Here is an 18,095-nt window from a genome sequence, read left to right as displayed (position 1 = left end):
CGCTACCGCTGAACCATTTACTTCACCTGCGCGCTGCCGACCGGGTTGCGCGGGTCGCTGCCGCCGTACAACGTATTGCTGCGGCGATCCCATTCCACCGTCTGCAGGTTGCCCCACACGTGGCTGGATCCGCGACCGCCAGCGGCGCTGTCGCCCGGCAGGTCGATCTTGTGGCCCATGGCCTGCAGCTGCTTGATGGTGCCGGCATCGAACGCATCGGTTTCCGCTTCGATCGCATCCGGCAACCACTGGTGGTGATAACGCGGCAACGCGGCAACCTGCTGCGCGGTCAGCCCTTGGTCGTAGCCGAGGATGCCCAGCAGCACCATGGTGATGATGCGGCTGCCACCCGGGGTGCCCAGCACGACCACCTTGTCGTCGCTTTCCATGAAGGTCGGCGTCATTGAGCTCAGCATGCGCTTGCCGGCCTTCGGCGCATTCGCCGCGTAACCCATCACGCCGAAGGCGTTGGGGGTACCGGGCTTGAGCGCGAAGTCATCCATTTCGTTGTTCAGCAGTACGCCGGTGCCCTTCGGAATCAAACCGGAGCCGTACAGCAGGTTCACCGTCTGCGTTGCACCCACGCGGTTGCCGTCGCGGTCGATGATCGAGAAGTGCGTGGTCTCGTCATCTTCCAGCGGCGTCGGATTGCCCGACAGCAGATCGCTGGGCGTGGCCTTTTCCGGATGGATGGTCGCGCGCAGCCCCTGCGCGTAATCCTTGCTGGTCAGCACTTTCTGCGGGATGTCGACGAAATCCGGATCACCCAGGAAGAAGGTGCGATCGCGGTATGCGCGGCGCATGGCCTCCACCACCAGGTGGGCGCGGTGCGCCTCATCCATCGACTTGATGTCCCAGCCCTCGAGGATCTGCAGCATGCTGGCCAACGCAATGCCACCGGAAGACGGCGGCGGCGCGGTGGTGATCTTCCAGCCGTTGTAATCGAACACGATCGGCTCGCGCACCTTCACCGTGTAGCCGGACAGCTCGTCGGCGGTCCAGCGGCCACCGGCCTGCTTGACCCCGGCCAGCAGCAGCTTGCCGGTCTGTCCGCGGTAGAACCCATCGAATCCGCCGTCCGCCAGACGCTGCAGCGTGCGTGCCAGTTCCGGCTGCTGGAAGATATCGCCCTCGGCAATCGGCTTGCCGTTGCGCAGGTAGACCTCTCGCGTGCCGGCATAACGCTCCATCACTTCACGGCGCGACTGGTAGCCCTTGGCCATCCGCGCGTACACGGGGAAGCCTTCGGTGGCGATGCGGATCGCCGGCTGCAGCGAGGTCTTCAGCGGCAGCTTGCCATGCTTGGAGGACAGCTCGACCAGTGCCGCGGGCAGGCCTGGGATACCGGCCGACCAGGCACCGTTGACCGAACGGTCGCGATCCAGATTGCCGTCCTTGTCCAGGAACGCCGCTTCGGTGGCGGCCGCCGGTGCGGTCTCGCGTGCGTCCAGCATCACGTCCTTGCCCGAGGCGGCATCGTGCAGCAGGAATAAGCCGCCACCGCCCAGCCCGGAGCTGATCGGTTCGACGACCGCCAGGGTGGAGGACACCGCGACGGCCGCATCGAAGGCATTGCCCCCCTGCGCCAGGATGTCCATGCCGGCCTGCGTGGCCAACTGATGGCCACTGGCGATCGCCACGCCATCGGGATGGGCGGCACGGGTGGGGCCAGTGGATTGCGCCCACGCGATCGGCGCAGACAGCAGCAGGCCCAGCAGCAACAAGGGTCGCAGGATCGGGTTCATTCGGATGGGGGCTCCGCGTAGAGTTCAGGGTGATCGTGCTGCAGGCCGCGCAGTTTGGCCATCAGCTGGTCGTGCGTTTCGACGATGTCCGGGTCCGGGTCGATGCATTCCACCGGACAGACAACCACGCACTGGGCTTCGTCGAAATGGCCCACGCACTCGGTACAGCGTGCAGGGTCGATCACGTAGATGGTTTCACCCATCGAAATGGCCTGATTGGGGCAGGCCGGCTCGCAGACGTCACAGTTGACGCAGAGCTCATTGATTTTCAGCGACACGGCGATGGACTCCTCGCCCGCGCAGCGCGGCCTGCCTGGCAAGGCAGACCGCTGGACTGGCACCGGCCGGCGCGGGCGCGCTGGCCGGTCAGTGGCACCCCGTCGGGGGCACCTACGGCCACGCCGCAGGGCGTGGCCGCTACCGCACGGGTATTACTTGGCTTCGACGAACACGTACTCGGCACCGGTCGGCTGGACGACAGCCTGCACGCGGGCATTGTCTGCGGCGTCACCGATGAACAGCACGCGCACGTTCTTCATGGAATCCGGCGACACGTCCTTGAACACGACCTGGATCATGTCGGCCATCTTGGCCGAGGCCGACGAACCGAAGGCCAGCATGTTGCCCGGCTGCACGCCACGGGCGACGGCCTGGGTGGCGCTCTCGGTCTGGCGCTCGAACTTGGCGGCGAACTCCGGATCCGATTCCGGTGCGAGGTAGTACAGGAACGGGCTGTTGGTCACGGTGCCCATGTTCTGCACGGCCACGGTCTGCAGGTACTTCTTCCAGCCGGCATCGTCGTCCTTGGCCGGAGCGACCAGCGCCTGCTGGGCGTCGGCGGCCGGAGCCGGGGCTTCTTCCTTCTTGCAGGCGGTGAAGGCCAGGGCAAGCGAGGCCAGCAGCATGGCGCGCATGGTGGTGTTCATGGGTGATCTCCCGTGGTGATTCTGTGGATTGCAGTGGATACGTAAGGATGCCGGCGGCGCTGGTGCGCCACGGGCGGGTGGTTCAGGCCTGCGCTGCCTTGGCTTCGCGGGCCCTGCGCAGCGCATCGAGCACCGACGCCGGCACGAAGCCGGACACGTCGCCACCCAGGCGTGCGATTTCGCGCACCAGCGACGAGGAGATGAAGCTGTGCTGCTCGGCCGGTGTCAGGAACAGGGTTTCGACTTCCGGGATCAGGTGGCGGTTCATGCTGGCCATCTGGAACTCGTACTCGAAATCGGAGACCGCGCGCAGCCCGCGCAGCAGGATGCCGCCCTGCACCGAACGCACGAAGTGCGCCAGCAGGGTATCAAAGCCGATCACTTCCACGTTGTCGTGGTGCGACAGCGCGCCGCGGGCCAACTGCACGCGCAGCTCCAGCGGCAGCGTCGGGCCCTTGGATGGGCTCTGCGCCACGCCGACCACTACTTTTTCGAACAGCGGAGCGGCCCGGTTCACCAGGTCGATGTGACCATTGGTGATGGGGTCGAAGGTGCCCGGGTAGACAGCGATGCGACGATTGGCGACGGTCATGTGCGGTCGTAAACGTTCAGATTTGGTCAAAGTGTAGCAGTGGCACGCCGATACAGCGCAAAGCGCACCTCGCGGGTGCCTCCTTCGCGGTGCAGCAGCCACTCCGCCGGCAAGCGCGGGGCCTGGCCTTCGGGTGACTCCACGTACAGCCAGGCGTCGGCGGCCAGGTGTCGCGGCAGCTGGGCCAGCGTGCTTTCCCACAGCCCGGCTGCGAACGGCGGATCGACGAAGGCGATGTCGGCCTGTGCCGGCGGCGCGCTCTGCAGCCACCGCAGCGCATCGCTCTGCACCACCTGCACGCGTGACTCGGCCTTGAGCTTGGCCACCACCGCCGTCAGGTTTGCCGCCAGCTGCGGATCACGCTCGATCAGCGTGGCGTGCGCCGCACCGCGTGACACGGCCTCCAGCCCGAGTGCGCCGCTGCCGGCGAAGACATCGAGCACCCCCGCCCCGCCCAGCCGGGGCATCAGCCAGTTGAACAGGGTTTCGCGCACCCGGTCGCTGCTGGGGCGCAGGCCTGGCAGGGGGGGCACCGGCAGCCGTGTGTTGCGCCACTGGCCGCCGATGATGCGGACCTGGCCCTCGTTGCCACCGCGGCCGCTCATGGCGCGCTACCGGGATTGACCCGCGCACGGGTCTGTTTCATGGAATTCAGCATGTTTCGATTGTAGCGGCAGCAGCGAACGGCTGAGCCCCTCGTGGTGGGTCGCTGGAAGCGGTCTACTGGGAGTGGGCCGGGCGGGAGGGGTTGGTGGGGGACGGCAAAAACCGCATCCATGCGGGCCTCGTTTCGCGCCATCCCTGGCGCGGGTCCACGTCATCGCATTCGCGCTGCCGCTCCCACGCTTTGCTTCGCAAACCGTGGGCCCCGTCTCACCAGCACCCACACCCCGCCGCCTCGCGGCCGCCCCTGACTCAGGGGCTCCCTCCACCCGACGCGTCAACGGGGCTGCGGTAGCGCCGAGCCGTGCTCGGCGGAATGTTTCCGCCAAGGGCCCGCTGCGCTCGCCGACCATGGGTCGGCGCTACCGCTATTTCTTTTTCTTTTTACGTGGCGGGACGCGCGCGCGGACTGTCCGGGCCGGGCGGGAGGGGTTGGTGGGGGCGTTGAGCGCCATGGATGGCGCGAAACGAGGCCCGCAGGATGCGGTTTTTGCCGTCCCCCACCAACCCCTCCCGCCCGGCCCACTCCCAGGAAACCGCTTCAAGCGACCCACCACGAGGGGCTCAGCCGTTCGCCCGACGCCGAGGGCCTTGATAACGGGACAATCACCCTCACCCCTTGCGCAGGCCGCACACGCTGACGCGGCACTGACACGGAGCCCCATGCGATGACTGAAACCACACAGACCGAGACCCTTGGCTTCCAGACCGAGGTCAAACAGCTGCTGCAGCTGATGATCCACTCGCTGTACTCGAACAAGGAAATCTTCCTGCGCGAGCTGGTGTCCAATGCCGCCGACGCAGCCGACAAGCTGCGCTTCGAAGCGCTGACCCAGCCGGCCCTGCTGGACGGTGACAACGAGCTGCGCGTGCGCGTCAGCTTCGATGCCGCCGCGCACACGGTGACCATCGAAGACAACGGCATCGGCATGAGCCGCGACGAAGCCATCGCCCACCTGGGTACGATCGCCAAATCAGGTACCGGCGACTTCCTGCGCCAGCTCTCCGGCGACCAGAAGAAGGACTCGCAGCTGATCGGCCAGTTCGGCGTCGGCTTCTACAGCGCCTTCATCGTGGCCGACCAGGTGGATGTGTACTCGCGTCGCGCCGGTGCGTCGGCCGCCGAAGGCGTGCGCTGGTCCTCGCGCGGCGAAGGCGAGTTCGATATCGCGCAGGTGGAAAAAGCCGAGCGCGGTACCCGCATCGTGCTGCACCTGAAGGACAGCGAGCAGGACTTCGCCGATGGCTGGCGCCTGCGCGGCATCCTGAAGAAATACTCCGACCATATCGGCCTGCCGATCCAGATGCCGAAGGAACAGCCGGCCGCCGAAGGCGACGATGCGGCGCCGGCGCTGGAATGGGAAACCGTCAACCGCGCAAGTGCGCTGTGGACGCGTCCGCGCACCGAGATCACCGACGCGGAATACACCGAGTTCTACAAGCACGTTGCCCACGATCACGGCGATCCGCTCGCGTGGAGCCACAACAAGGTCGAAGGCAAGCTGGAGTACACCTCGCTGCTGTACGTGCCGGGCCGCGCACCGTTCGACCTGTACCACCGTGAGGCCCCCAAGGGCCTGAAGCTGTACGTGCAGCGTGTGTTCGTGATGGACCAGGCCGAACAGTTCCTGCCGTTGTACCTGCGCTTCATCAAGGGCGTGGTGGATTCCAACGACCTCTCGCTCAATGTGTCGCGCGAAATCCTGCAGTCCGGGCCGGTCATCGATTCGATGAAGTCCGCGCTGACCAAGCGCTCGCTGGACATGCTGGAGAAGCTGTCCAAGGACAAGCCGGAACAGTTCGCGACGTTCTGGAAGGAATTCGGCCAGGTGCTGAAGGAAGGCCCCGCCGAAGACTTCAACAACCGCGAGAAGATCGCCGGCCTGCTGCGTTTTGCCTCGACCCGTGGCGATGGCGATGCGCAGACGGTGTCGCTGGCCGATTATCTCGGCCGCGTGGCGGAAGGCCAGGACAAGATCTACTACCTGACGGGCGAGAGCTACACCCAGGTGCGCAACAGCCCGCATCTGGAAGTGTTCCGCAAGAAGGGCATTGAAGTCCTGCTGCTGACCGACCGCATCGACGAGTGGCTGATGGGCTACCTGACCGAGTTCGACGGCAAGCGTTTCGTTGATATCGCGCGGGGCGACCTGGACCTGGGCGCGCTGGAAAGCGAGGAAGACAAGCAGGCACAGGAATCGGCGGCCAAGGACAAGCAGGCCCTTGTCGAGCGTCTGAAGACCGCGCTGGGTGATGACGTGGCCGAGGTAAGGGTGTCGCACCGGCTGACCGACTCGCCCGCCGTGTTGGCGATCGGCGAGCAGGACCTGGGCCTGCAGATGCGGCAGATCCTGGAAGCCAGCGGGCAGAAGGTGCCGGAGAGCAAGCCGGTGCTGGAGATCAATCCGGGCCACCCGCTGATTGCCAAGCTGGACGCGGAAGCAGACGGCGAGCGCTTCGACGACCTGGGCCGGGTACTGTTCGACCAGGCCGCGCTGGCCGCCGGTGACAGCCTGAAAGATCCGGGCGCCTATGTGGCTCGCTTGAACAAGCTGCTGCTGGAGCTGTCCGCGTAAAGGCCGTTCGTGATGCAGCAGCGTGAGGACGATCGGTCGTCACGGTGCTGCGCCTGCGCGGCCCGGCTCTGGTCGGCTGCACGGTCTGGCTGATGGTCGGCTGCACGGTCTGGCTGATGGTCGGCTGCACGGTCTGGCTGATGGTAGAGCCGACTTCAGTCGGCTGCTCGGTCTGGCTCTTGGTAGAGCCGACTTCAGTCGGCTGTTCGGCCTACGTCAGCCGACTGAAGTCGTCTCTACCAGGCTGTTCGGCCTACGTCAGCCGACTGAAGTCGGCTCTACCGGCTGCTCGGTCCACGTCAGCCGACTGAAGTCGGCTCTACCAGGCTGCACGGTCCACGTCAGCCGACTGAAGTCGGCTCTACCGGGTTGCTTCCCTTCCTCCACGCAGGCCCTACCGGGGCCGGTGGTACCCTGTCCCCTGATTCAAAGCCGCTGCCCGCCAATGCTTAGTTTTTTCCGTCGTAAAAAGACCCAGGATGCGCCGCAGGCCGACGCGCCCAAGACCCATCACTACACGGCTGAAGAGCTGGCGGCTGCCTTCCCATCGGCACGCCCGGCCGAGGAAATCCCTGCCCCGCCCGTAGCGCTCGAGCCGCCAGTGGTGAGCGAGCCGCGGCAGGCGCCCAGCGCGCCGTCACCGGTGGTGGCTGCACCGGCACCCGTTGTCCCGACACCGCCCGTGGTCAGTGTGCCCGCACCGGTTGCACCTGCGCCGCCCGTGGTCGCGGCGCCGGCGCCCGTTACCCCTGCCCCTGCGCCCCCCGCAGCGCCGCCTACCGCCGAGCGCGCGCCTGAAGATTTCGTGGCCGAGGCGCTTGCCGCAGCGGCTGTACTGGCGCCGATCGCGCCGGTCACGCCTGCCATGGAACCGGCCGCCCCGGCCGCCGACCTGCCCGTGCTGGTGGATGCCGAGCCTGCACCTGCCGGTAAGAGCGGTTGGCGCGAGAGACTGCGTAACAGCACGTTCGCCCGCAGCTTTGGTGGGTTGTTCTCGCGCAACCCCAAGCTCGACGATGACCTGCTGGATGAAATCGAGACCGCGCTGATCACCGCCGATGTCGGCGTCACCGCGACCACCACGCTGGTCGAAAGCCTGCGCCGACGCATGAAGTCACGCGAGTTCGCCGATGCGCAGGCGCTGCTGAAGGCACTGCGCGCCGACCTCATCAACATCCTGGTCCCGGTGGCCAAGCCGCTGGTCATCGACCGCAGCGCCAAGCCCTTCGTCGTGCTCACCGTGGGCGTCAACGGCGTCGGCAAGACCACCACCATCGGCAAGCTGGCCAAGCGCTTCAAGGACGAAGGCCACAGCCTGATGCTGGCCGCCGGCGACACCTTCCGCGCCGCTGCGGTTGCGCAGTTGCAGTCGTGGGGCGACCGCAATGGCGTCACCGTGATCGCGCAGGGCCAGAATGCCGATGCCGCTTCGGTTGCGTTCGATGCACTGCAGGCCGGCAAGGCGCGCGGTACCTCGGTGCTGATCGCCGATACCGCCGGCCGCCTGCACACCCAGTCCGGGCTGATGAACGAGCTGGGCAAGATCCGTCGCGTACTGGGCAAGATCGATCCCGGCGCACCGCATGAAGTGCTGATGGTGATCGACGGCACGACGGGCCAGAACGCGCTGTCGCAGCTGCGCCAGTTCAACGCCGCAGTGAACGTCACCGGCCTGGTCGTGACCAAGCTGGATGGAACGGCCAAGGGCGGCGTGGTGTTCGCGCTGGCGCAGGAATTCGGCATTCCGATCCGCTTCGCCGGCATTGGTGAGCGTCCTGAAGACCTGCGCGTGTTCGACCCGGAAGCCTTCGTCGACGCGCTGCTGCCTGAAGCGCTGGGCAGTGCCTGAGGCCGCCACCGTCGTCGCGGCCGCGCCTCCGCTGGCGTCGGTCGCCGGCGGCGGCGATCCGTTCGTCGCCCACTTGCTGCACTGGTTCGACGGCCACGGTCGCCATGACCTGCCTTGGCAGCATCCGCGAACGCCGTACCGGGTGTGGCTGTCGGAAATCATGCTGCAGCAGACACAGGTCGCGACGGTGATCCCGTACTTCCTGAAATTCCTGCATCACTTCCCTACCCTGCCCGACCTTGCCGCCGCCGAAAACGATGCAGTAATGGCGCAGTGGGCCGGGCTGGGGTATTACGCCCGTGCGCGCAACCTGCATGCGGCTGCCAAGCGCTGCGTGGCCGACCACGGTGGCGAACTGCCGCGCGATCTCGATGCGCTGCACGCCTTGCCGGGCATCGGCCGCAGCACCGCCGGGGCGATCCTCAGCCAAGCGTGGAAGGATCCTTTCGCGATCCTGGATGGCAATGTCAAGCGGGTACTGACCCGCTACCACGGCATCGAGGGGTTTCCTGGGCTGCCGGCGGTGGAACGGCCGCTATGGGCCTTGGCCGACGCCCACGTCGCGCAGGTGCCGGTGGGCCGGATGGCCGATTACACGCAGGCGCAGATGGACCTGGGCGCTACGTTGTGTACGCGCAGCAGGCCGAGCTGTGTGATCTGCCCGCTGCAGGAGCGCTGCGTGGCCCGCCGCGAAGGCCGCACCGCGGAATTGCCCACGGCGAAGCCGAGCAAGGTACTACCCGAGCGCGAGGCCGTGGCGGTGCTGCTGCAGGATGGCCAGGGCCGCACGCTGCTGCAGAAGCGCCCGGAAACGGGCATCTGGGCGTCGCTGTGGACCCTGCCGCAGGCGGACACGGGGCTGGCGATGCAGGATTGGTTCGATGCGCACGTGGACGGCGCGCTGGAAGATGCGCAGGCGTTGCCGCTGCTGCAGCACACCTTCAGTCATTACCGGCTGCAGCTGCAGGTGTTGCGCGCGCGGGTGAGCGGGCTGAAGGTGGACGATCCGATGCTGCGCTGGGTGGCGGCCGGAGACATGCCAGCGCTGGGCCTGCCCGCCCCGATCCGCAAGCTGCTGGAGGCGGTGTTGTGATGTGGATCGGTCACAGCGAACGTGGCGATGGTCGTGAAGCGGGTCGGTCGCGGCGAACGTGGCGATGGTCGTGATGCGGGTCGGTCGCGGCGAACGTGACGATGGTCGTGATGCGGGCCGGTCGCGGCGAACGTGGCGATGTTCGGTAGAGCCGACTTCAGTCGGCTGATGCTATCCGCAGCCGACTGAAGTCGGCTCTACCGGTCGGCTCTACCGGTCGGCTCTACCGGTCGGCTCTACCGGTCGGCTCTACCGGCCGGCTATCCCGGTCGGCTGTTGCGGCCGCCCTTCACTTCTTTTGAGAGTATCTGCCCATGTCCCGCACTATTTTCTGTCAGTACCAGCAAGCCGATGCCGAGGGGCTGGACTTCGTTCCCTACCCCGGTGAGTTGGGTCAGCGCATTTTCGCCCATATCGGCAAGCCGGCGTGGAGCGCGTGGCTGGCGCACCAGACGATGCTGATCAATGAAAACCGGCTGTCGCCGCGTGATCCGAAACACCGCGCCTTCCTGGAAGAGGAACTGGTGAAGTACCTGTTCGCGGGCAATGCGGAAAAGCCGCCGGGTTTCGTCCCCGAGGCCTGATCGGGCTCAGGGTTCGCGTTCCTGGGTGGCGGCCTGGCGCAGGTCCTGCTCGGCCACGCGCAGCGCCTTGATGTCCAATGGGCGGATGCGGGCGATGAAGCACGGCATCTGCGGGCCCGGGCCGGGGCCGCCTACGAGCACCTTGTCGAAGCGGGCCGCCACCCGCCCGACGCGACTGGTGAGGCCAATCGCCTGCGCATACGGCAGGTCAGGGCACGGGCCGGACAGCTCCAGCAGGTACGCCTCGCCGGGGCGTGTCCACACCGCCAGTGCGCTGTCGCCCAGTTCCTGCCAGCCACTCAGGCTGGAAGTAAACGGCATGTCGTTCTGTGGCGCACCGGCGTGGGCGCGGTACAGCTGCACCTTCTGTTCAGTGGTCAACCGGCCACTGGTGGCACAGGCCGCAAGGCAGAGGCACAACGCAGTGGCGGTGATCAGGCGCTTCATGGCGGATATCCCGGGGGTTCACGGCCGATGATGCAACTGCGACCGTGAACGCGGTAGTGACGGCCGCTGGCCGTCCATCCGGGACCGCTGCAGTGGAATGCCAGCGGCCGTCACTACCGGGTCGCCGACGTTAGACGTCGGCGTGCGCCAGCGCGTGCAGCTTGCCTTCGCGCAGCTCCAGCACGCGGTCCAGTTTGCGCGCCAGGCTGCGGTCGTGGGTGACCAGCACCAGCGAGGTATGCCGCGCGCGATTCAGTTCCAGCATCAGCTCGAATACGGTCCCTGCGGTGCGGTCGTCCAGGTTGCCGGTGGGCTCGTCGCCGAGCACGCAGGCGGGCTGGTTGACCAGTGCACGCGCCACGGCCGCACGCTGGCGTTCGCCACCGGACAGCTCGCCCGGCTTGTGCTGCAGGCGGTGACCCAGGCCTACCGACTCCAGCAGCGCCTTTGCGCGGTCATTGGCCGCCGCCACCTCGCCGCCGCCCAGCAGCACCGGCATCATCACGTTTTCCAACGCGGTGAACTCCGGCAGCAGGTGGTGGAACTGATACACGAAGCCCAATGCCCGGTTGCGCAGCACCCCGCGCTCGCCATCGGACAGCTTGGACATCTGCTGGCCCGCGACGAACACTTCACCGGCACTGGGCGTATCCAGCCCGCCCAGCAGGTGCAGCAGCGTGCTCTTGCCGGCGCCGGATGCACCGATGATGGCCACGGTTTCGCCGGCCGTCACGTGTAGGTCCAGGCCGTTGAACACCGGGGTATGCATCTTGCCTTCCGCGTAGGTCTTGCCCAACGCTTCGGCGCGGATGACTTCCTGGCCGGGAGAGAAAACCTCATTCATAACGCAGCGCCTCCGCGGGCTGGGTGCGGGCGGCGCGCCACGCCGGATACAGGGTGGCAAGGAAACTCATCGCCAGCGCGACCACCGTGATCACCACGATGTCGGCGGGCTGCATGTCGGTCGGCAGGCCGGTGATGTAGTAGACGTCTTCCGGCAGCAGCTTGACGTTGAACACCGCCTCGATGGCACCCAGGATGCGCTCCAGATTGAGGGTCAGGGTGATGCCGCCGATCACGCCGGCCACCGTGCCGATGATGCCGATCAGCGAGCCCTGCACCATGAAGACGCCCATCACCCCGCGCGGGGTCAGCCCCAGCGTGCGCAGAATGGCGATGTCGGCCTGTTTGTCGGTCACCAGCATCACCTGCGAGGACACCAGGTTGAAGGCGCCCATCGCGATGATCAGCGACAGCAGGATCCCCATCACCACTTTTTCCATCCGCAGCGAGTGGTACAGGTTTGCATTCTGCTGGGTCCAGTCGCTGACCCGATAGCCGCCGCCAAGGCGCTGCGCAAGGTCGACGCCGACGTTGAGCGCCTGGTCCATGTCATGCAGCTTCAGCCGCACACCTGTGGCCCCATCGATGCGCAACACGCGCTCCAGGTCCTTCATGTTGGCGAACGCCACACCCCGATCGATCTCGTTGTAACCGGCTTCGAAGATGCCGCTGACGGTGAAGCGCTTCATCCGCGGAATCGCGCCCATCGGCGTGCCCTGCACTTCGGCCAGCGTCGCCACCACCTGGTCACCGACGCCCACACCCAGCCAGATCGCCAGCTCCTGGCCAAGGATCATGTTGTAGCTGCCCGGCGTCAGGCTGTCGAAACGGCCCTTCTTCATTTTATCGGCGACAACGGAAACCTTGGGCTCCATCGCCGGATCCACGCCCTGCACCAGCGCGCCCTGCACGCGGGGGCCGCTGATCATCGCCTGGATCTCGATATACGGCGCGGCACCGGCCACGCGCGGATCTTTGTAGGACAGATCCACGGCGCGCTGCCAGTCGCTCATCGGCTCGCCATCGCGGGTGATGGTGGTGTGCGCGGACATCTGCAGCAGGCGGTCACGGATTTCCTTCTGGAAGCCGCTCATCACCGCCAGCGTGGTGATCAGCACCGTGACACCCAGCGCAATGCCGAGGATCGATGCCATCGAAATGAAAGAGATGAAGCCGTTGCGGCGCTTGGCTCGCAGGTAGCGCAGGCCGATGGCCACGGGGATGGGTTTGAACATGCAGGTGCGCCGGTAGATTCAGCGTATGGTGCCACCTACGGCGGCTTACGGGAAACCTGTCGTGCACGGACGGCTAGACGCAGTTCACGTCGCTGCCCGCGCGACAGCACGTCCGGCCAGAACAACAGGCTGCCGCCGCTGCCCGGTCCCTGCCAGCGCAGCTGCAGCCACGGCCCGCGTACCTGCAGGGTCGGCACGTCCAGTTCCACGCCATCCAGCAGCAACGGACGGGGCAGTTCCTGCAGCCACAGCAGACGACGCGGGCAGCGCATCGCGGACCAGATCAGGCCCACGCCCACCAGCCAGCACAGCAGGATCACCGGCGATTGCGCGCGTGCGGATATGCCGCTGGCAGCGACCAGCCAAGGCGCAGCGAGCGCGACCAGGGCCTCCGCCAGCAGGCGCACGCGCGAAGGTCGCCACTCAAGCCTTGAGGACGCGGATCCGGTCGAGCATCGGGACGGCGTGTGCATGCGGGCAGGCCTCGTAGCCCATGAACCACCGCCACAACTTATCGTCCTCGCAGTCCAGCAGGAACAGGAAAACCTCGCGGTCCGCTGCCGGTGCAGTGGGCCACTCGCGCTCCAGGTAGCGTTCGAACAGCTGGTCCAGCTCGCGCATGCCGCGGCGGCAGCGCCAGCGCAGCTTCTTCACCAGGGTGGCTTCGTCCATCGGGGTTCCCGGATAGCGCAACGCCGAGCATGGCTCGGCGCTGCAGGGTGCATCAGTGTGGCAGGCAGATCAGGCGCGACGCGCCATCATCAGCTTCTTGATCTCGGCAATCGCCAACGCCGGGTTCAAGCCCTTCGGGCAGGTCCGTGCGCAGTTCATGATGGTGTGGCAGCGATACAGCTTGAACGGATCTTCCAGATCGTCCAGGCGGGCACCGGTGTCTTCATCGCGCGAATCCACGATCCAGCGGTAGGCCTGCAACAGCACGGCCGGCCCCAGGTAACGCTCGCCGTTCCACCAGTAGCTCGGGCAGCTGGTGGAGCAGCACGCGCACAGGATGCACTCATACAGACCGTCCAGCTTCTTGCGGTCTTCCGGCGACTGCAGGCGCTCGCGGTCCGGCGGTGCCGGCGTCTGCGTGCGGATCCACGGCTTGATCGACGCGTACTGCGCATAGAAATGCGTCAGGTCCGGCACCAGGTCCTTGACCACGCTCATGTGCGGCAGCGGGTAGATCGGCACTTCGGCCTTGCCGCAATCGGCAATGGCGCGGGTGCAGGCCAGCGTATTGGTGCCGTCGATGTTCATCGCGCACGAACCGCAGATGCCCTCGCGGCACGAACGACGGAAGGTCAGGGTCGGATCGATCTCGTTCTTGATCTTGATCAGCGCGTCCAGGACCATCGGTCCGCACGCGTCCAGGTCGATCTCGTAGGTATCGGTACGCGGGTTGCTGTCGTCGTCCGGACTCCAGCGGTAGACCTTGAAGGTACGCACGTTCTTCGCGCCGCCGGTGGCGGGGAAGTGCTTGCCCTTCGTGATCTTTGAATTCTTTGGCAGGGAAAACTCGGCCATGGCTGCTCTCGTTGGCTCAGGCGGCCCGCGCCCTCAAGGCGCGGATTGCATGGTAGGCGGGGGTCGCGATCAGTACACGCGCGGCTTCGGCGGCACCACGTCAACCTCATCGGTCAGCGTGTACATGTGCACCGGACGGTAATCGAAGCTGCACTTGCCCTGGTCGTCGACCTTGACCAGCGTGTGCTTGTGCCAGTTGACGTCGTCGCGATCCGGGAAGTCTTCGTGCGCATGTGCGCCGCGGCTTTCCTTGCGCTGCTCGGCCGAGTTGATGGTCGCCACGGCATTGAGCAGCAGGTTGTTCAACTCGTAGGTTTCGATCAGGTCCGAGTTCCAGACCAGCGAACGATCGGTGACCTTGACGTCCTGGAACGAGTCGAAGATACCGGCCATCTTCTCGCAGCCTTCCTTCAGCGTCTGGCTGGTGCGGAACACGGCCGCATCGGCCTGCATGGTGCGCTGCATGTTGTCGCGGATCACCGACGTCGGCGTATCGCCCTTGGCATAACGCAGCTTGTCCAGCAGCCCCAGTGCCTTGTCGCAGGCATCGGCCGGCAGCGGCTTGTGCGATGCACCCGGCTTGATCGTTTCGGCACAGCGGTTGGCCACTGCACGACCGAACACCACCAGATCCAGCAGCGAGTTCGACCCCAGCCGGTTGGCACCGTGGACCGATACGCAGGCCGCTTCGCCGATCGCGTACAGGCCCGGGATGACTGCATCCGGGTTGTCGCCATCGATGCGCACCACTTCACCGTGGAAGTTGGTCGGAATGCCGCCCATGTTGTAATGCACGGTCGGGATGACCGGGATCGGCTGCGTGTGCACGTCGACGCCGGCAAAGATGCGCGCGCTTTCGGCGATACCCGGCAGCTTGTCGTCGATCACGCCCGGGCCGAGGTGGGTCAGGTCGAGCAGGATGTGATCCTTGTGCTCGCCGACGCCGCGGCCTTCGCGGATTTCCACGGTCATCGAACGCGCAACCACGTCGCGCGATGCCAGATCCTTGTAGTGCGGTGCGTAGCGCTCCATGAAGCGCTCGCCGCTGCTGTTGCGCAGGATGCCACCTTCGCCGCGCACACCCTCGGTGATCAGGCAGCCCGCGCCGTAGATGCCGGTCGGATGGAACTGCACGAATTCCATGTCCTGCATCGCGATGCCGGCACGCATGGCCAGGCCGCCGCCATCACCGGTGCAGGTGTGGGCGGAGGTCGCGCTGAAGTAGGCACGGCCGTAGCCGCCGGTGGCCAGCACCACGCCCTGGGCGCGGAACAGGTGAAGCGAGCCCTCGGCCATGTCGATGGCCAGCACGCCGCGGCAGGTGCCGTCTTCGTCGAAGATCAGGTCCAGCGCGAAGTACTCGATCATGAAGCGTGCATCGTGCTTCAGCGACTGCTGGTACAGGGTGTGCAGCATGGCGTGGCCGGTACGGTCGGCCGCCGCGCAGGTACGCTGCGCCGCCGGGCCCTCGCCGTACTTGGTGGTCATGCCGCCGAACGGGCGCTGGTAGATCTTGCCCTCTTCGGTACGGCTGAACGGCACGCCGTAGTGCTCCAGCTCGATGATCGCCGGGATCGCTTCGCGGCACATGTACTCGATGGCGTCCTGGTCACCCAGCCAATCCGAGCCCTTGATCGTGTCGTAGAAGTGGTAACGCCAGTCGTCCTCGCCCATGTTGCCGAGCGCGGCGGAGATGCCCCCCTGCGCGGCGACGGTGTGCGAACGGGTCGGGAAGACCTTGGTCAGGCACACGGTCTGCAGGCCCTTGGCAGCCAGCCCGAACGTGGCGCGCAGGCCGGCACCGCCGGCGCCCACCACGACCATGTCGTACTTGTGTTCGGTGATCTTGTAAGCGGACATCTAATCTGGATTCCTGTCTTGGTGCCTGGACTCAGGCAGCGCCGAGGGCAATGCGGACGACAGCGAATATGCTGACGATCGCGCCGAGCACGGCGATGAACTTCACCAGGGTCTGCAGCGCAAGCGCCACCAGCGAGTTGTGGATGTAGTCTTCCAGCACGATCTGCAGGCCAAGCTGGGCGTGCCAGAACATGGCCACCAGGAAGCCGACCACCAGCACCGCATTCCACGGCTTGGCGATGGCCGCCGACGCGGTCACGTAATCAGCGCCGACCAGGCTCAGCACGAACACCAGGAACCAGATCGACAGCGCGACCAGCGCGGTGGCGGTCAGGCGCTGGTGGACGAAGTGTTCGGTACCGGTCTTGGCCGCGCCAAGGCCACGCACGTTCTTCAGCGGGGTGCGGTAACGGCTCATGCGGCACCTCCGGAAAGCACGACGTAGGCCCAGATCGCGGCGGTGATGACCAGCGATGCGAACACCGAAAGCCAGCTGCTGCGGACGAATGCGGGGATGCTGAAGCCGATCGCGAAGTCCTGCACGATATGGCGCAGGCCATTGCACAGGTGGTAGGCGAAGGCCCAGGTCCAGGCAAACAGGAACAGCTTGCCGTACCAGGCGCCTGCGTGGTCGGTGAAGCAGGTCCAGGAGGCGGGGCCCATCATCAGGGCGAGCAGTCCGCCGGCAATGATCAAGGCTCCAACAGACAGAAAGATGCCGGTCGCTCGATGCAGAATCGAGGTGGCCATCTGGATCTGCCAGCGATACACCTGGAGGTGCGGGGAAAGGGGGCGTTCTCGGGTCGCCATTCGCTGGGCTCGTTGTCTCGGCTGGGCGGCACAGCTGCCGCGTTGGCTCAATGCTGGATCAAAAATCGATGCAGCGTCCGTTTTTCTCCCAATCACCGTACCGCACCGGATCAAGTCCGCCGCGGCCACCGTATTCCTTCTGCTCAGCAGGCATGCTTTCGGGCGCGGGCGCCTTCGGGTCCAGCGGAGCTTCAGATTCAGCGTCGGGAGTGGGGGTTGTTTGGCCTATCATCAGGATTCTCGCAACGCACAAATTCTAGACCTCACGCACGTGCCTGACAACCTTTCCCCTGATATCGATGCATATCGCCCATTGGCAGACCGCCAGTTGCTGGCGATTTCCGGCCCCGACGCGGCGGTGTTCGCGCAGGCGCAATTCTCCAGCGATGTGCTCGCCCTCGCCGATGGCCACTGGCAGTGGAGCGCGTGGTTGACGGCCAAAGGCCGCACGATCGCCGTGTTTCAGCTCATTCGGATCACTTCCGATGATCTGCTGCTGATCTTCGCCGACGGCGACGCAGATGAGATTGCGTCGCAGTTGCAGCGTTTTGTGTTCCGTCGGAAAGTGAAAATTGGTCTGCGCGATGATCTTCAGCTGCAGGCCGCGCTCACTGCCCCGAAAACTGCTTCTGGCGCAGTTCTGGCCGGATCGCTGGCTGGATTCCTGGAATTGGACGTGGGCAGCGGGGACCTGCCGAGGACGATGCGCATTGCCGCCGACGCGCCCGGGCAGGTGGACGCAGGATTCACCGCGACGTGGCGTCAGGCGGACCTTCGCTTCGGTGTACCGCGACTGGACGCAAGCCAGCGCGAACAGTGGACACCGCAGCAACTCGGCCTGGATCGACTGAACGGCTACAGCGTCAAGAAGGGCTGCTACCCGGGTCAGGAGATCGTGGCGCGCACGCATTTCCTTGGCAAAGCGAAGCGCGCGTTGCAACTGCTGCAGCTTGACGCAGGCGCCGCCCCCGGTGTGGCCGTGGAACAGAACGGCAGCACCTTGGGCACCGTTGCCTGCGTGGCCGGTGAGCTGGCGCTGGCGGTGCTGCCGCTGGAAGCCAGCGACGCTCCGCTGAGCGTAGCCGGCCTGCCCGCGCAGCGCCTCCCGCTACTGGAAGGCCTGGCGCGGTAGAGCCGACGGGGGGGCCGACTGGTGGGGCCGACCGGTAGAGCCGACTTCAGTCGGCTGCCTTTTACGTGATGACCGGCAGCCTCGGCCAGCCCCACGCGCAGCCGACTAAAGTCGGCTCTACCGGTCGGCTCCACCCGTCGGCTGCCTGCCCGTGATGCCCCGCGTTCGGAATCGGTAGAGCCGACTTCAGTCGGCTGCCTTTCACGTAATGGC

The 18,095-nt window shown here is 66.1% G+C and carries 20 protein-coding genes; 5 read left to right on the top strand and 15 right to left on the bottom strand.

Annotation, left to right across the window (positions count from 1 at the left end; genetic code table 11):
* Positions 1 to 17: 17 nt before the first annotated feature.
* The 5 genes from ggt to rsmD form a co-directional block, all read right to left on the bottom strand.
* Entirely contained in the window at positions 18 to 1,745 is a 1,728-nt protein-coding gene (ggt, locus tag IFT65_RS05215) for a gamma-glutamyltransferase (protein WP_192080606.1), read from the bottom strand.
* A complete protein-coding gene (locus tag IFT65_RS05210; protein ID WP_042612382.1) occupies positions 1,742 to 2,023 on the bottom strand; it encodes a YfhL family 4Fe-4S dicluster ferredoxin in 282 nt (93 codons plus the stop codon). Before IFT65_RS05210 ends, ggt begins: the two co-directional genes overlap by 4 nt.
* A gap of 153 nt (positions 2,024 to 2,176) precedes the next feature.
* Positions 2,177 to 2,671, bottom strand: a complete 495-nt coding sequence (locus IFT65_RS05205; protein ID WP_188324351.1) for a hypothetical protein — start codon at positions 2,669 to 2,671, stop codon at positions 2,177 to 2,179.
* An 82-nt stretch (positions 2,672 to 2,753) separates the two neighbouring features.
* Complete coding sequence (gene coaD / locus IFT65_RS05200; RefSeq protein WP_188324352.1) at positions 2,754 to 3,263, bottom strand: pantetheine-phosphate adenylyltransferase; 510 nt, start codon at positions 3,261 to 3,263, stop codon at positions 2,754 to 2,756.
* 26 nt (positions 3,264 to 3,289) lie between these two features.
* On the bottom strand, positions 3,290 to 3,868 hold the full coding sequence (gene rsmD / locus IFT65_RS05195; protein WP_192080604.1) for a 16S rRNA (guanine(966)-N(2))-methyltransferase RsmD: 579 nt from the start codon (positions 3,866 to 3,868) through the stop codon (positions 3,290 to 3,292).
* A gap of 726 nt (positions 3,869 to 4,594) precedes the next feature.
* Here rsmD and htpG point away from each other — a divergent pair.
* The 4 genes from htpG (at position 4,595) to IFT65_RS05175 (ending at position 10,028) form a co-directional block, all read left to right on the top strand.
* A complete protein-coding gene (gene htpG, locus IFT65_RS05190) occupies positions 4,595 to 6,502 on the top strand; it encodes a molecular chaperone HtpG (protein ID WP_192080603.1) in 1,908 nt (635 codons plus the stop codon).
* A 445-nt stretch (positions 6,503 to 6,947) separates the two neighbouring features.
* Entirely contained in the window at positions 6,948 to 8,351 is a 1,404-nt protein-coding gene (ftsY, locus tag IFT65_RS05185) for a signal recognition particle-docking protein FtsY (protein WP_192080601.1), read from the top strand.
* Positions 8,352 to 8,382: 31 nt separating this feature from the next.
* Positions 8,383 to 9,444, top strand: coding sequence for an A/G-specific adenine glycosylase (mutY, locus tag IFT65_RS05180; RefSeq protein ID WP_192080742.1), 1,062 nt, complete (start codon positions 8,383 to 8,385; stop codon positions 9,442 to 9,444).
* 314 nt (positions 9,445 to 9,758) lie between these two features.
* On the top strand, positions 9,759 to 10,028 hold the full coding sequence (locus IFT65_RS05175; protein ID WP_188324356.1) for an oxidative damage protection protein: 270 nt from the start codon (positions 9,759 to 9,761) through the stop codon (positions 10,026 to 10,028).
* Positions 10,029 to 10,034: 6 nt separating this feature from the next.
* Here IFT65_RS05175 and IFT65_RS05170 read toward each other — a convergent pair whose 3' ends face one another.
* From IFT65_RS05170 to IFT65_RS18840, 10 genes are all read right to left on the bottom strand, one after another.
* The gene (locus IFT65_RS05170; RefSeq protein ID WP_192080600.1) at positions 10,035 to 10,475 is read right to left on the bottom strand and encodes a DUF6491 family protein; all 441 of its coding nucleotides are present in this window, start codon (positions 10,473 to 10,475) and stop codon (positions 10,035 to 10,037) included.
* Positions 10,476 to 10,605: 130 nt separating this feature from the next.
* Positions 10,606 to 11,319 (bottom strand): lipoprotein-releasing ABC transporter ATP-binding protein LolD, encoded by a 714-nt coding sequence (gene lolD, locus IFT65_RS05165; RefSeq protein ID WP_188324358.1) that lies wholly within the window; start codon positions 11,317 to 11,319, stop codon positions 10,606 to 10,608.
* The gene (locus tag IFT65_RS05160; protein ID WP_192080599.1) at positions 11,312 to 12,553 is read right to left on the bottom strand and encodes a lipoprotein-releasing ABC transporter permease subunit; all 1,242 of its coding nucleotides are present in this window, start codon (positions 12,551 to 12,553) and stop codon (positions 11,312 to 11,314) included. Before IFT65_RS05160 ends, lolD begins: the two co-directional genes overlap by 8 nt.
* Before the next feature lie 35 nt (positions 12,554 to 12,588).
* A complete protein-coding gene (locus IFT65_RS05155; RefSeq protein WP_342365854.1) occupies positions 12,589 to 12,960 on the bottom strand; it encodes a hypothetical protein in 372 nt (123 codons plus the stop codon).
* Positions 12,961 to 12,976: 16 nt separating this feature from the next.
* The gene (locus tag IFT65_RS05150) at positions 12,977 to 13,225 is read right to left on the bottom strand and encodes a succinate dehydrogenase assembly factor 2 (RefSeq protein WP_192080598.1); all 249 of its coding nucleotides are present in this window, start codon (positions 13,223 to 13,225) and stop codon (positions 12,977 to 12,979) included.
* Between the two features lie 69 nt (positions 13,226 to 13,294).
* Positions 13,295 to 14,080, bottom strand: coding sequence for a succinate dehydrogenase iron-sulfur subunit (locus tag IFT65_RS05145; protein WP_188324361.1), 786 nt, complete (start codon positions 14,078 to 14,080; stop codon positions 13,295 to 13,297).
* 69 nt (positions 14,081 to 14,149) lie between these two features.
* Positions 14,150 to 15,940 (bottom strand): succinate dehydrogenase flavoprotein subunit, encoded by a 1,791-nt coding sequence (sdhA, locus tag IFT65_RS05140; protein WP_192080596.1) that lies wholly within the window; start codon positions 15,938 to 15,940, stop codon positions 14,150 to 14,152.
* Positions 15,941 to 15,971: 31 nt separating this feature from the next.
* Complete coding sequence (sdhD, locus tag IFT65_RS05135) at positions 15,972 to 16,358, bottom strand: succinate dehydrogenase, hydrophobic membrane anchor protein (RefSeq protein ID WP_188324363.1); 387 nt, start codon at positions 16,356 to 16,358, stop codon at positions 15,972 to 15,974.
* Positions 16,355 to 16,750 (bottom strand): succinate dehydrogenase, cytochrome b556 subunit, encoded by a 396-nt coding sequence (gene sdhC / locus IFT65_RS05130; RefSeq protein ID WP_188324364.1) that lies wholly within the window; start codon positions 16,748 to 16,750, stop codon positions 16,355 to 16,357. Before sdhC ends, sdhD begins: the two co-directional genes overlap by 4 nt.
* A 58-nt stretch (positions 16,751 to 16,808) precedes the next feature.
* On the bottom strand, positions 16,809 to 16,982 hold the full coding sequence (locus IFT65_RS18840; protein ID WP_223202865.1) for a DUF1674 domain-containing protein: 174 nt from the start codon (positions 16,980 to 16,982) through the stop codon (positions 16,809 to 16,811).
* 39 nt (positions 16,983 to 17,021) lie between these two features.
* Here IFT65_RS18840 and IFT65_RS05125 point away from each other — a divergent pair, with 39 nt between their 5' ends.
* A complete protein-coding gene (locus IFT65_RS05125; RefSeq protein WP_342365862.1) occupies positions 17,022 to 17,882 on the top strand; it encodes a folate-binding protein in 861 nt (286 codons plus the stop codon).
* The last annotated feature ends 213 nt before the right edge of the window (positions 17,883 to 18,095 follow it).

Source organism: Stenotrophomonas sp. CFBP 13725 (assembly GCF_014841935.1).
In the GTDB taxonomy this organism is placed as follows: Bacteria; Pseudomonadota; Gammaproteobacteria; order Xanthomonadales; family Xanthomonadaceae; genus Stenotrophomonas.
This window is presented reverse-complemented; position numbering and strand designations above follow the sequence as displayed.